Raw genomic sequence first — 12,858 nt, forward strand, 5'->3', positions numbered from 1 at the left:
CGGATAACCCCACCCACGGATGCATACCGGGTCCAACGACCGCACTGCCCCGGCGTCACGGGGAACTGCTTGCCATCCTCAAGCAACGGCATTGCGTTCCCGGCGGGAAGTGGCACACGGTCACCGTCAGTCCCGTGTGCAGGGCGAAGTCGGCGAGCTGCTTCTTCCAGGCGCGGACCCGGTAGCCGTTGGCGCCACCTGCGTCGGCGGTGATCAGCAGCCGGGAAGCAGTCGGGTAACGGTGCCGGCCCTCCCCGTCCCACCAGCGGCGCAGGGTGGCCACCGCAAAGGCGGCGGTGTCCCCGTCACAGCCCACCGACACCCAGCCGGCGTCCGCGCCGATGTCATAGACCCCGTACGGGACCGCCTTGAGCGCCTCTTTCTCGGGGAAATCATGGGCCCGTACCTTCACCGGCTGCCCGGCGCGGTGCCACTCCGCCCCGCCGACGGCGTAGTTGCCCAGGGTCTCCTTCTTCTTGGTGTCCACGCTGATGACAGGCTCACCGGCCGTCAGGTACTCGGTGACCCGGGCGTTGATGTACCGGAACTGGGCGTCCCGGTCCGGATGCCGGGCACCCTCGGTGGTACGCGAGGTGCCCTGCAGGGAGAACCCTTCCGCCTTCAGCAGCGCGGCCACCGTGTCATGTCCGACTCGGTGCCCCCGCCGGGAGAGCTCCGCGGCCAGGGCGCGGGTGGACTTCACCGTCCACCGCAACGGAGACTCCGGATCTCCCCGCTCGTCCGGCTCGACCAACGCCAGCAGTGCAGGCACTAAATCCGGGTCAGAATCCCGCAGTTGCTTGCGTCCCGCACCCGGCGCCCGGACACGCGGTGAGGGCTCACCGTCTTGCTGCAGCTCACGCAGTCCGCGTGACACAGTCGACTCGGCCACGCCAGCAGCCCCAGCCACCAGGCGGATCCCGCCACGTCCCCGCACGCCGGCAGCGGCCCCGAGAACCAGCCGCCGCTGCCGCTCATCCAGGTGCGGCAGCAACAGCTCGAACGCTTCCGCCAGACCTGTCTCATTCCCCTCCGACACACCCGGATCCTACGGGGCCAACAGCCAGAGCAAGCAGAGGAGTTATTTTTCGACAGCCCCCTGGTACACAGCCGCCAGCACGGTGCGTGTCGAATGCGTGTCGAAGTTCCCCCGGCAGCGCAGCTCAGTTGAGGAAGAGTCACAGGCCAACAGAGGGATGGCATGCAACCCGCAAGGCGCCTTCTAAGCGCTCCGTCGTTCGGAACGTGCCACATTCGTGCCACATCGTGCGGTCAACCACGGTCAACGACGGTTCGACGCAGTCGAGATACGCCGTTCACCTGGGCTGCCGCCAAAGCCCGTGTGACCTGGGCACCAGGGCCAGCCCGTACTCCCGCCCTTACAAGGCGGGCGTCCCCCCAACGCATGAGCGCCCTTCCCGGGCCGTCCTGGGGCCGTGGAAGGGCGCTCAAGGATGACCAACGTCGACAACTGCTGACAGCTCAGCAGCAGGTCAGAGCGTTGGTCGAGGAGGCGGTCGCAGGTCACGGCCGCCGATGGTCAGTTGTGGCTGTGCAGGTCATCGGTCACCGAGGGTCCGTGTTCAAAACCATCGACGAAGCACGGTGCTCCTCGCAGACAGCCCACCAGCCTTCGCCGCCCTTGTCCTTGGCCCGCACGCTTCAACGCGCTTGACGTGCGCACGGGCCCCCACGCACAGCGCTGCCTGTGGGACTGGGGGCCGGCGCAGTCGATCCCGGTTCTGTAGCGGTCAGCTGTCCTCGGGGCTGTCGCTAACGCCGTCGGAGTTCGCTTCGGTGCTGGTGCTGGTGCTGGTGACGGTGACGCGGTCGTGTGCCTTCTCTGCGGCGACCATCACGAGCGCTACCAATCCGCTTAGCTCCAGGAACTTGCCGAGGATGCCGTCAGCGGTCTCGCTGGAGAATGTCACCGTCATCAAGGACGTCATGATGACGGCGCCGACGTATAGAGCAAACTGCTTTCGGCCCACCTCGACCGGAAGGTACTCGATGGCTTCCGAGGCGGTGAAGTCACGAACGGTGTCCTCCAGCTCGGCCACCAGTTCCTCGGGAACGTCGTCCTCGGCCGTGGCCCGGCAGCTCTCTTCCACTGCGGCTGCGGCGGTCATGAGCTGAGCCTGACTGAGGGTGCGGAGCCCCTCCACTGTGCTCATCAACTGGGGCAGGCCGGTCATGTCGAGGTTGGCCTGCATCCGTCACTGGGCTTCAGCGAACGAGAGCAGAGCCCTGGACAGGCCGGTCATGTCGAGGTTGGCCTGCATCCGTCGCTGGGCTTCAGCGAACGAGAGCAGGGCCCTGGACAGGCTGGCCAGGCCCGGGGAGTCGACGCGAAGGAGTTGCAGCGATGTCTCGCGCATCTCGGGTGTGCTCGCCATGCCGGTCACCTTGCCACAGTGCGGACGGGCCGGGTTGCGGGGTCTGTAATTCGCGAGCGGTGAGACGGCAGAGTGTGCTTGCTGCCCTTGGCCAGCCGCCGCGACCCTCCCCGCAGCCTGTATGCCAATGACCGATCCGCCCAGAGCCACGCATCAGAAGGCATCTGACATCCACGGCTGACATCAACGATGCCGGACGGGGGCGTACACCAGCGACTCTGTCCGGCCGTCCCACCAGTCGCCGACCGCAGCCGAAGTGGGCCGGGATCGAACTCCTAAAGCGGCGGTCGGCGGCAGCCCCGCGGCGTATCTGTGGGATGGCCGGGCAGCCCGCAGCGGGCGAAGCCCTCTCAGCTGGGCAAACCTGGTGAACCGCGTCGGCCTCCGGAGTCGTGTGCGCAGGTTCGGATGCTGCCGAGGGCGGCTCGGACCTGCTGGGCGGCCCGGCGTCATCGCACTGGAGAACACCAACAGCCGCCGCGCGGGGCGCAGCTGCCCAACGGGAGCACCCTGCAGCGCGAGGCAGGAACGTCAGCCTTACCACCGCGCCCACGAGCTCAGTCACCACGCACAGCGTGATCTCACGCTCGACGCTCAGGCCGACGGCCTTCGGCTGCAGCGCTCACCGCTGAACGCCTCCCCGGAGAGGTACGCGAGTGCACAACGCGTGCACACTCGCCCGGGAACGCCCGGGAACTCGCAGGTCGAAGCGGGCACTGCCTGGACACGGTAAAGGGCCCCGACCAGACCATAAGCCCAGGTCAAAGCCCAGATGGCAGACGAGTCGGGCTATACGCCGGGTTCTGTCACCCGGTCGCCTCGCGGCGGCCGGGGAGACGGCCATCCATCTAGGACCGACGTTGCCGTCGGCCTCGTGCGGTCTACCCGCGGACTCGGGCGGGCAGCCCTCGAGCGTCCGCGCAGGAACGCCCCTTCTTGCGAAAAGGCGCTCCCTCTTGACCTTGCTCCGGGTGGGGTTTACCTAGCCGCCTGAGTCACCTCAGGCGCTGGTGGTCTCTTACACCACCGTTTCACCCTTACCGAGGGCCGGAGCTCTCGGCGGTTTGCTTTCTGTGGCACTGTCCCGCGGGTTACCCCGGGTGGCCGTTAGCCACCACCCTGCCCTGTGGAGCCCGGACGTTCCTCGGGGAGGTCCACAAGGACCTCCACGCGGCCGTCCGCCCGGCTCGTCTGCCGTGTCGACCATGGTACCGGGCGTGCGGTGCGCTTCGGTCCGGCCGTCGCGAGGACAGAGCCCGCCAGGATCAGGGCGAAGGCCACGGCGATCCCCGCTGTCAGGCGTTCGTCCAGGAACAGCGCTCCCGCCGCTACCGCGACGGCCGGGTTGACGTACGTGATCACCGTCGCCCTCGTCGGGCCCGCCTCCTTGATCAGTTCCAGGAAGGCCACGAAGGCGACCGCCGTGCAGATGACGCCCAGGCCGGCGAGTGCCGACAGGACCTGCGGGGAAGGGGTCGTGGCGGGCCAGGTCGCGGCCGCCGCGGGGGCGTACACCAGCGCCGCCAGGGCCAGGCACGGGGCCGTGAGCTGGAGTGTCGGTACGTCCTTGAGATGGCGCGCCGCGATTACCGGTGCCGTCGCGTAGCCGACGACCGTCAGCAGTACCTCGGCCAGCGAGCGGGCGTCGCCGCCGGTCAGGTGCGGGACGGTGAGGACCGCGACGCCGCCGAGGCCCAGCGCGAGTCCGGCCATTCGGCGGGCGCCGAGCCGTTCCGTGTCGCCGAACAGGCGGGCCGCGGCCACCCCGACGATCGGCACGCCCGCGATCAGGAGGCCCGCGGTGGAGCTGGACAGATGGCGCTCGGCGTCCGTCAGGGTCCACCAGGGGACCATGATCTCGATGCAGGCGAAGGCCAGCATGGGGCGCCAGTGGGTTCGTACGGTCCGGGTCAGGCCGCCTTGGCGTATCGCGAAGGGGAGCAGGAGCGCGGCGCCTATCGCGCAGCGCGTGAACACCACCATGGACGGGGACACGCCGTCCACCGCCACCTTGATCATCAGGTAGGGGATGCCCCAGACCACTCCCATCAGGGAGAACAGGAACCAGCCACGTGCAGTCATACGGGCAGTTTCGGCCGCCTCGACGTGCGGCGTCTTGAACGTTGTTGCGCTACGGCGACGGGGACACGCTCGCGCGGTACGCCGCCGGGGTCACCCCCAGCACCCGCCGGAACCAGCGGGTGAGGTGTGCCTGGTCCGCGAAGCCCACGAGCGAGGCCACCTCCGCCGGTCGCAGCCCGGACTCCAGCAGGCCCCGGGCCCGGTTCACCCGGTGCTGCGCCAGCCAGGCGTACGGCGGTATCCCCATCGTCGTACGGAACGCACGCAGGAGTTGGTAGCGGGACAGGCCGGCGTCGGCCGCCAGGTCGGCGAGGGTGGGCGGGGCGGTCAGGTCGTCGGCCAGGCGGTCGCGGACGCGGAGGGCGATCGTGGCCGCACCCGGGATCCGGTCGGGGGCGGAGCTCGCCGTGGAGTGGCGGCGGGCCAGGGCCGTCAGCAGCCAGGGGACGCGGGACTCGGCCTCCAACGGGTCGGGGCAGGCGCTCAGTTCGGTGTGCGCGAGCCTGAACGCGGCGGCCAGCTCGGGGTCGTCGAGGAGGGGTTCGCGGAAGTGCGGGAGGCCGCCGAGGGTGCCGTCGGCGAGGAGCGCGGGGTCGGCGTACAGGGCGCGGTAGGCGTAGCCGTCGGTGAGGGTGGCGGGGCCGCCGGTGTGCATCTCGCCGGGGGCCAGGACGACGATCGAGCCGGGGCCGGTGCGGATGTGGCCGCCGCGGTAGTCGATGACCTCGGAGCCGTCGACGCAGACGCCGATGGTGAACTCCTCGTGCGCGTGCGGGGCGTAGACGTGCTGCCGGAAACGGGCCGTGAGCAGGTCCAACGGGGGGCCGCACGTGCCCATGTGTGCCCTGGTCCACCGCGCCTGCTCGGCCATACCTCGCCCCCCTCACACTCCTACAGGCAGGTACAACGCCTTCAGGCCCCGTTTCCATGCCGCGGCCAGGTCCGCCTCGTCGGGAAAGCGGCCGTGGATCTCCAGGATCACCAGCCGTCAGCAGCCCTCACGCGGGCTCGAACAGGATCTTCGTCGTGCCCGGATCCGCCTCCGCGAGCCGGACGGTGAGGTGTTCGCCGAGCGGGAGGGGGTCCGGGCCCTGGATGTGGCCGATGACTGCCGGGGAGACCAACTGGACCGTCCCGTGGGTGGGTTGGCGATCCTCCACCTCCACCACGCAGCCTTCGAAGACGTCCCCGATCCGGTCCTTGAGCAGGGCCGCCTCGACGATGCTGACGCTCTCCCGCTCGACCGTGCCCGCACGCCGGGAGCCGTCGGCCATCGCCTTGGGCAGTGCGTCGAGCCCGGCGAGCACCCAGTCGGGCGGGGTCCGTCCGGCGGTCGCGGCCAGGCAGATCTCGGAGGCGTAGCGGTCGGCGAGGCGGCGCAGCGGGGCCGTGCAGTGGGCATAGGGGGCGGCGACGGCGGCATGCGTGGTGATCGCCGGCAGGGCGCCGTCCCGGAAGACCGTGTAACCGGCGCCGCGCAGCAGGGTCGTGCACTCCTGGAGGAAGGCCGCGTGCTCCGGGCGGTGCGGGTCGAGGGAGCGGACGAGCGCCGCGTACGACACGTGGTGCGGCCAGTCGATGTGCAGGGCGTGCGCGGTACGGCGGAGCCGGGCGACGGCGCCGTCCGGGGCGGCCGGGAGGGTGCGCAGGACGCCGGTGCCGTGGGCCAGCATCAGCTCGGCCGCGGCCAGGCCGGCGAGGAGGGAGACCTGGGCGTTCCAGCGCTCGGCGGGCAGCGGGGCGCGGTAGGTCAACTGGTAGGTGTGGTCGCTCTCGACGACCTCCTGCTCGGGCACGTTGAGCGAGATCCCGCCGCGCTCGGCTTCCAGCCGCTCACGGGCCTCGCCGACCTCCTTGAGCAGCGCGACCGGTTCCTCGGCGGCCTTGGTGTCGATCTGCTTCTGTACGCCCGCGTAGTCGAGCTTGGCCCGGCTGCGGACGAGGGCTCGGCGCACGTCGACGGCCCGGGTGCGCCCGTCGGCGTCGAGGTCGAGGGTCCACAGGACGGCCGGGCAGGTCTGGCCGGGGAGCAGGCTCGCCGCGCCCTCGCTGAGGAGGGTGGGGTGCAAGGGGACGCGTTCGTCGGGGAAGTAGAGGGTGGTCACCCGCCGGTGGGCCTCCGCGTCGAGTGCTCCGCCGGGTACGACGAAGGCGGCGACGTCGGCGATGGCGTACCGCACGCGGTAGCCGCCGGGCTGCCGTGACAGGTGCATCGCCTGGTCGAGGTCGGTGGAGGTGGGCGGGTCGATGGTGAAGAAGGGGACGTCCGTGGCGTCGTATGCCGGCAGGGCCGGGGCCTTCGCCGTCCGCTCGGCCTCCGCGAGCACGTCATCGGGAAAGCTCTCGGGCACACCGAGTTCGGCACGCAGTGCCGCGAGCGCGGCCCGGAGGGGGGCCTCGGGGGCACCGGTCACGCGGATGTGGCGGCGGGGCATACAGCGAGCGTAGGGCGGCGGCGGGTGCGCGGCACGCCGTGGGGCGGGGCGGGTTCGCGGCTACGCCCGAGGCAAGCCGGGATGCGCACCATCGGCCGGCGCCGAGGCCGTTGGACGACACGCCGTACGCTGGCGCGAGGTCTAGAGAAGGAGTTCGTGTTGCTGGTCCTGCTGCCGCCCTCCGAAGGCAAGGCGTCCTCGGGTCGTGGCGCCCCGCTCAAGCCGGAGTCGCTGTCCCTGCCGGGGCTGACCGCCGCCCGCGAGGCCGTCCTCGACGAGTTGGTCGAGCTGTGCGCCGGTGACGAGGAGAAGGCGTGCGAGGTGCTCGGGCTGAGCGAGGGGCTGCGGGGCGAGGTCGCGAAGAACGCCGGACTGCGCACGGTCGGGGCCCGCCCCGCCGGGGAGATCTACACGGGTGTCCTGTACGACGCGCTGGACCTGGCCTCCCTCGACACGGCAGCCAAGCGGCGCGCCGCGCGTTCGCTGCTGGTCTTCTCGGGGCTGTGGGGCGCGGTCCGGGTGACGGACCGCATCCCCTCCTACCGCTGTTCGATGGGCGTGAAGCTGCCCGGCGTCGGCGCGCTGGGCACGCACTGGCGCGCCCCGATGGCCACCGCCCTCCCCGAGGCGGCCGGCGACGGACTCGTCCTCGACCTGCGCTCCTCGGCGTACGCCGCCGCCTGGAAGCCGAAGGGCGAGGTCGCCGCGCGGACGGCGACGGTACGGGTGCTGCACGCGCCGACCCGGAAGGTCGTCAGCCACTTCAACAAGGCGACGAAGGGCCGGATCGTGCGCAGCCTGCTGTCGTCGGGGTCCGCGCCGAAGGACCCCGCCCGGCTGGTGGAGGCGCTGCGGGACCTCGGGTACGTCGTGGAGGCGCAGGCGCCCGCGCGGGCGGGGCAGCCGTGGTCGCTGGACGTGCTGGTGGACGAGATCTACTGAATCGACTGTTGCAACATGCGCAACGATCTTTGCGCATGTTGCTCGTCATGGGCACGATGTGGACATGACCTCACCGCTGCCCTCCCTTCCGGCTGCCTCGGTACTGGATCTCGCCCCGGTCGTGCCCGTCGTCGTGATCGAGGACGCCGCCGATGCCGTACCGCTCGCGCGGGCGCTGGTCGCGGGCGGGCTGACCGCCATCGAGGTCACGTTGCGCACGCCCGCGGCGCTCGACGCGATCCGGGCCGTCGCCGCCGAGGTGCCGGACGCGGTGGTCGGCGCCGGCACGGTCCTGACGCCGCAGCAGGTGACCGACTCCGTCGCCGCCGGGGCGCGTTTCCTGGTGAGCCCCGGCTGGACGGACGCGCTGCTGGAGTCGATGCGAGCGTCCGGGGTGCCGTTCCTGCCGGGGGTGTCCACCACGTCGGAGGTGGTGGCGCTCCTGGAACGCGGGGTGCGGGAGATGAAGTTCTTCCCGGCGCAGGCGGCGGGCGGCACCGCCTACCTGAAGTGCCTGGCCGGCCCGCTGCCCCAGGCCCGCTTCTGCCCCACCGGCGGCATCGGACCGCACAACGCGCCGGAGTATCTGTCCCTCCCCAACGTCGGCTGTGTGGGCGGCACTTGGATGCTCCCCGCGGACGCCGTGGCCGCCCGCGACTGGGGGCGGATCGAGACGCTGGCCAGGGAGGCGGCAGGGCTCAGGCGATCCGGATGACGACCTTCCCGAAGGCCGCGCCGCTCGCGTAGTAGCCGTACGCCTCGTGGACCTCGTCGAAGCCGAAGACGCGGTCGACGACGGGGCGGAGGGCGTTCAGGGCGATCGCCTTGTTCATCGCCTCGACCTGCGTGCGGCTGCCGACGAAGATCCGCCGCATGGTCACCAGGCTCGACGCCAGTGCGTCGGTGCTGATCTCCAGCGAGTCCCGCCGCGGGCTGTTGGCGGCGATCAGGACGATGCGGCCGTAGAGCGCGGCCGCGCGGACCGACTGCTCGATCGTGTCCGGGCCGACGGTCTCGACGACCAGGTCCGCCCCGCGCCCTCCCGTCACCTCCCGCACGGCCTGTGCCCAGGCCGGGTTCGCGGCATGGTCGATGACGTGGTCGGCGCCCAGCGCCTTGAGGCGTTCGGCCTTCGCCGGGCCGGACGTCGTGGCGACGACCTCGGCGCCGCGGGTCTTCGCGAACTGCACGGCGAACAGCGAGAGCGCGCCCGTGCCGAGCGTGAGCACCGTCTCGCCGGTCAGCAGGGGGTCGCCTCCCGTGACCGCGTGCCAGGCGGTGACGCCGGCGCAGGGCGGACAGGCCGCCTCCTCCCAGCCGAGGTGATCGGGGGCGCGTACGGCGGCGTCCTGGTCGAGGCGGACGTACTCGGCGAGCATGCCGGGGAGGGTGGCGCCGGGCTGGTCGATGACGGCGGGGGTGATCCGGCCGTCGATCCAGTTCGGGAAGTAGGTGCTGGTGACGCGGTCGCCGACGGTGAACCGCGTCACCTCGTCCCCCACCGCGACCACCTCCCCGGCGCCGTCGCTCAACGGAATCTGGTCGGGGGCGGCGGCGAGCGGGTACCTCCCGTGCAGGATCAGCAGATCGCGCCTGTTGAGGGACACCGCGCGCATACGGACGACGATGTCGCGGGGGCCGGGGGCGGGGCGGTGGGCCGTGTCGCGGGCGACGATGCCGTCGATGCGGCCGGGTGTGTGCAGGTGGTAGGTGCGCATGCGGTCATGCTCGTCGGGCGGGTCGGAGGGGCTCAATTCCCGGCAGGGTATGGGTCCCGGCAGGGTATGAGGCGGAGGGGGCAGCAGCTGCCGTAGCGCTGCCGCGCGCGTTGTCGTAGCCGTGTCGTACAACTGAACCCATGGCCGCCGTCGAACCACCGCCCTTCGCCCGGGAGCTGCTGCGCTGGCGCACCGCACGCCGGGTCAGTCAGCTCGAGCTCGCCTCGCGGGCCGGGACGACACAGCGGTACGTCAGTTTCATCGAGCGGGGGCGCTCGGTGCCGGGTCGGGCCGTCGTGCTGCGGCTCGCCGAGTCCCTGGAGCTGACCCTGCGGGAGCGCAACGCGCTGCTGCTGGCGGCGGGTTACGCACCCGCGTACGCCGAGTCACCCCTGGCCGCGGCCGAACTGGGGCCCGTGCGAGAGGCGTTGGACGGGATCCTGGAAGGGCATCTGCCGTATCCGGCGGTGGTGGCGGGGCCGCGTGGTGAACTCGTCGCGGCGAATGCGGCGTTGGAGGTGCTGACGGAGGGTGCCACGGCCGCGCTGTTGGAACCGCCCGTCAATCTGTTGCGGCTCGCGCTGCATCCGCGCGGGATGGCGCCGCGGGTGGTGAACCTGGGGGCGTGGGGGCGGCACATCGTGGAGAGCGTCTCTGATCAGCTAAGTGATCCCGTGTCAGACGTAGTGTCTGGCAACGGGATTTCCCATCGTGGGCGGGTGGCGTGGGCGTGGAGATGGAAGCCCGCGCCCAGTGTTGCCCCGCGTGGCCGGTGTCGGCTGGATGGGGGTTCCCCCGGACGAGGTCCGGGGGAGGGTGTGCTGATCGTCGTCACGCCCTGGTGCCGGTGGACTGCGCGGGGCAGCCGGGTCCGATCCGTGGGTGCGTGTCCCTCCGGACGCTTGCCCACCGGGCCGTGGGGCCTGGTGGGGGAGGGTGCCCTGCGTCGCCTGGGCGCGGGGCGTGTGGGTTGTTGCCGGGTGGGGCCGGTCTTGGACCGGTCTATCCGGCTGGCTTGTCGTGCGGTCGGTATAATGACCGCTGTGGCTTCGAGTTCATCCACGACGCTGCGGATGGCCAGCTGCCCGGTGGTGCGGTCGGTGACGGTTTCGGCCTGGTGGGTCAGGCCGCGTGCGGCGATACGCCGCCATGCACCCATGTCGCGGTCGCCCTGCCAGCCGCAGCCGTCGCGGTCGGGGCAGATCGCCCATTTCCAGCCCGGAGCGGTGGGCCGGTCGGGTGCCTTGCGGTGCCACAGTGGGGTCAGGCACTGGGGGCAGTGCCTGGAGGTGTTCCGGGCTGGAACGGTGACCACGGCGATGCCCGTCTCGGCGGCCAGGTGCCGCACACGGTTGGCGATCTGTCCGCGTACCTGCTGGGACAGGCGCGTGTTGATGCTGCGGCCCATGCCCCTGGCTTCCATGGAGCGCAGGTCTTCCAGGTAGATGGCCGTGGCACCGGCCGCGATGGCCTGGTCCACGGCCCAGCGGGCGGCGGACCAGGCCAGGGCCTCGTTGAGGTGCGACCTGCGCTCGGACGCCGCCGTGATCTCGCCGGTCAGGACCGCGTGCCTGGCGGCCAGGGGGTGATCGGCGTCTTCGCCGATGAGTCGCTGGTAATGGTCGATTTTGGCGTGCAGGTGTTCGGACAGGCGGCGCAGGCGGTGCTGCTTGGCCACTACGCCAGCGGCCCGGAACTGGGCGCCGGAGCCCAGGGCGGTGATGCGTCCGTCGTCGCCTCGGCGGGCGGAGCCCGCGCTGAGGAGCGTGTTCAGGCCCCAGTCCACACCGAGCGCGACCGTGTGACCCGTGTGTCGGGTCTTGGGGACCGCATAGGTGTAGGCGAGATCAGCCCGTACCTTGCCCTGATGGATGCGCAGGGTGGGCAGGTGCAGCACCGCGCCGACCGGGATGGTGGGCGGCAGCGTGATCGGACAAGCCACCCATGTCCAGTCCCGGTAGGACTGCGGTCCGGGACGGGTGGGGAGCTGCAGCCGCAGCAGCGCCCGCGTGGGGTCGTCGCCGCGTTCGATGGTGGCCTGCTGCCCGTCGCACGCGGACAGCAGCAACATCCGCGCCACACACGGCAGTCCTTCCGCCTGGAACACATCCACAGGCAGCCGCCCATGTTGGCGCTCGAAGGCGGCAATCTGCCGGGTCCGGGAGTTGATGACGCTCCCCGGCAGATACTGCCCGCCCAGTACCGCCTCACGGACGGCATCCCATTCCGCGGTGGTGCGCTTGCCCGGATCGGCAGGCCACGTCGCAAGCACCGCGCCAGTGAGGTCGGCTCGCCACTTCGCGGAGCGCAGAGTACGCCCAGCCTGCTCCTGCGCCATGCGCAGGATGCGGTCGTTGGCTTTGACGCCCTCGGGCACGGAGGCATTCCAGCCCAGACGCCGCAACGCCATCCAGGCATTGGACGGCAGTTTCCTGCCGCCCGCGTCCCGCCCGGAGGCCAGCACATTCACGTCGGTGGTGTTCCAGTGCGCTTCAAACAGCGAGGCGACCATGCCGGAAACCAGATCAACAGCCCAGCCAACGCGCTCCTTCAGCGCCGGGGAGTTGAGAAGTTCACCGCTGTTCTCATCCACTCCCGCACGCAACACGCCACGGGCACATGCGGTATGGGAGGTCTCGCCCTCGGCCAGCGGCAGCTTCCGGCTCACCGGCCCTCACCACCATCGTGGCACTGTCGTGACTCCGTCAGTAGCCGTCTGCGAGCGTCCGCCGAACGCATCCCGTACAAGCGACCAGCAAAGGTGGTGACCAAGGAGACGAAGTCTTCGAGGAGTTCCTCCCGCCCGCCGAGCCTTTTCGGGTGCAGGACTTCCAGCGTCACGCCGTACACGGCGAACAACTGCTTGAGCCACCTGACACCGAAGCGGGCCAGCCGGTCCTCATGCGTGACGCGGACGACCGTGACGCTGCCGTCAGCGACCAGCCGCAGCAGCCGGTTGAGCCCCGGCCGGTCCTCCCGCAGGCCAGACGACCGGTCCTTGAAGACACGGACGATATCTCCGCTGGACGTGGCCCGCAGCTCCTCCTCCTGCGCGGTCAGGGAGGATTCCTGCCCGGAAGTACCGGAGACGCGTACGTACAGGGCCTCCAAGCGCACACGATCCGCACCGCTGGTGACCTTCATCGCCTCGACATCGACCGAGGAGAAGCGACGCTCACGACCCACCCAAGTCACCGGAATCTTCCCCGAGTCAGCCCAAAGGCGAAGCGTTACGGGATGAACACCCAGACGCTTCGCAGCTCTTGAGAGACGAAGAAGTTCCAT

General features: G+C 70.8%; 9 protein-coding genes, 1 tRNA gene, 1 other RNA gene and 3 pseudogenes. 4 read left to right on the top strand and 10 right to left on the bottom strand.

Annotation, left to right across the window (positions count from 1 at the left end; genetic code table 11):
• Nucleotides 1-94: 94 nt before the first annotated feature.
• From ACFYXB_RS20330 to ACFYXB_RS20340, 3 genes and pseudogenes are all read right to left on the bottom strand, one after another.
• Nucleotides 95-1,015: pseudogene (locus ACFYXB_RS20330) on the bottom strand (ISAzo13 family transposase); the annotation flags it as partial.
• Between the two features lie 736 nt (nucleotides 1,016-1,751).
• On the bottom strand, nucleotides 1,752-2,213 hold the full coding sequence (locus ACFYXB_RS20335; protein ID WP_389584158.1) for a hypothetical protein: 462 nt from the start codon (nucleotides 2,211-2,213) through the stop codon (nucleotides 1,752-1,754).
• A gap of 3 nt (nucleotides 2,214-2,216) precedes the next feature.
• Nucleotides 2,217-2,396, bottom strand: coding sequence for a hypothetical protein (locus ACFYXB_RS20340; protein WP_389584160.1), 180 nt, complete (start codon nucleotides 2,394-2,396; stop codon nucleotides 2,217-2,219).
• A 344-nt stretch (nucleotides 2,397-2,740) separates the two neighbouring features.
• On the opposite strand from ACFYXB_RS20340, the gene ACFYXB_RS20345 reads away from it, so the two are divergent.
• Nucleotides 2,741-2,819: transfer RNA gene (locus ACFYXB_RS20345), tRNA-Arg, on the top strand.
• 353 nt (nucleotides 2,820-3,172) lie between these two features.
• Here ACFYXB_RS20345 and rnpB read toward each other — a convergent pair.
• From rnpB to ACFYXB_RS20365, 4 genes and pseudogenes are all read right to left on the bottom strand, one after another.
• Nucleotides 3,173-3,586: RNase P RNA component class A (gene rnpB / locus ACFYXB_RS20350), an RNA gene on the bottom strand.
• A gap of 64 nt (nucleotides 3,587-3,650) precedes the next feature.
• Nucleotides 3,651-4,478: pseudogene (locus ACFYXB_RS20355) on the bottom strand (DMT family transporter); the annotation flags it as partial.
• Between the two features lie 49 nt (nucleotides 4,479-4,527).
• Entirely contained in the window at nucleotides 4,528-5,349 is an 822-nt protein-coding gene (locus tag ACFYXB_RS20360; RefSeq protein WP_389584163.1) for an AraC family ligand binding domain-containing protein, read from the bottom strand.
• Between the two features lie 127 nt (nucleotides 5,350-5,476).
• Nucleotides 5,477-6,913, bottom strand: coding sequence for an RNB domain-containing ribonuclease (locus ACFYXB_RS20365; protein ID WP_389584166.1), 1,437 nt, complete (start codon nucleotides 6,911-6,913; stop codon nucleotides 5,477-5,479).
• Between the two features lie 159 nt (nucleotides 6,914-7,072).
• Between ACFYXB_RS20365 and yaaA the strand changes: the two genes are divergently transcribed.
• Both yaaA and ACFYXB_RS20375 read left to right on the top strand, forming a co-directional pair.
• Entirely contained in the window at nucleotides 7,073-7,855 is a 783-nt protein-coding gene (gene yaaA / locus ACFYXB_RS20370; RefSeq protein WP_389584542.1) for a peroxide stress protein YaaA, read from the top strand.
• Between the two features lie 64 nt (nucleotides 7,856-7,919).
• Nucleotides 7,920-8,570 carry a bifunctional 4-hydroxy-2-oxoglutarate aldolase/2-dehydro-3-deoxy-phosphogluconate aldolase gene (locus ACFYXB_RS20375; RefSeq protein WP_389584168.1) on the top strand — a complete coding sequence of 217 codons (651 nt, stop codon included), beginning with the start codon at nucleotides 7,920-7,922 and terminating at the stop codon, nucleotides 8,568-8,570.
• Here the strand turns inward: ACFYXB_RS20375 and ACFYXB_RS20380 are convergent.
• Entirely contained in the window at nucleotides 8,554-9,573 is a 1,020-nt protein-coding gene (locus ACFYXB_RS20380; RefSeq protein WP_389584171.1) for an NAD(P)-dependent alcohol dehydrogenase, read from the bottom strand. The genes ACFYXB_RS20375 and ACFYXB_RS20380 overlap by 17 nt on opposite strands.
• Nucleotides 9,574-9,713: 140 nt before the next feature.
• Here ACFYXB_RS20380 and ACFYXB_RS20385 point away from each other — a divergent pair.
• Nucleotides 9,714-10,226 (top strand): annotated as a pseudogene (locus tag ACFYXB_RS20385) (helix-turn-helix domain-containing protein); the annotation flags it as partial.
• Nucleotides 10,227-10,231: 5 nt separating this feature from the next.
• Here ACFYXB_RS20385 and ACFYXB_RS20390 read toward each other — a convergent pair.
• Together ACFYXB_RS20390 and ACFYXB_RS20395 are read right to left on the bottom strand one after the other, a co-directional pair.
• A complete protein-coding gene (locus ACFYXB_RS20390) occupies nucleotides 10,232-12,241 on the bottom strand; it encodes a zinc ribbon domain-containing protein (RefSeq protein WP_389584174.1) in 2,010 nt (669 codons plus the stop codon).
• Nucleotides 12,238-12,858 (bottom strand): IS607 family transposase, encoded by a 621-nt coding sequence (locus tag ACFYXB_RS20395; protein WP_389584545.1) that lies wholly within the window; start codon nucleotides 12,856-12,858, stop codon nucleotides 12,238-12,240. The genes ACFYXB_RS20390 and ACFYXB_RS20395 overlap by 4 nt, the downstream gene beginning before the upstream one ends.

It is taken from the genome of Streptomyces sp. NPDC002619, assembly GCF_042889305.1.
Classification (GTDB): domain Bacteria; phylum Actinomycetota; class Actinomycetes; order Streptomycetales; family Streptomycetaceae; genus Streptomyces.